Raw genomic sequence first — 248 nt, 5'->3', positions numbered from 1 at the left:
ACCATCTTCAGAACAAACTTCTCCAATATACAATCCTTTTAAGTTGATGTAAATTTCTCTACCAAAATTAAATTTATTGTAAGATTCTGTAAGCTCTAAAGCTACTCTTATTGCAGTTGTAGGATTTTCTGCTTTATCTTGACTAAAAAATTCTTTGTAAAAGTTACCTGTTTCATCTGATGATGATACATATCCTTTTCCAACAAAATCTGCTGTAATTTCTGTTGCTACATTAGAAACAAAAAGGT

At 29.4% G+C, this 248-nt stretch carries 1 protein-coding gene; it reads right to left on the bottom strand.

Annotated features, from left to right (window positions below; translation table 11 throughout):
• Positions 1–248 (bottom strand): DUF5689 domain-containing protein (locus ACY2RW_RS16250; RefSeq protein WP_490123776.1); only part of this gene is annotated, 248 nt, incomplete at both ends.

The sequence above is a fragment of the Polaribacter sp. 2305UL8-11 genome, assembly GCF_058147165.1.
This window is presented reverse-complemented; position numbering and strand designations above follow the sequence as displayed.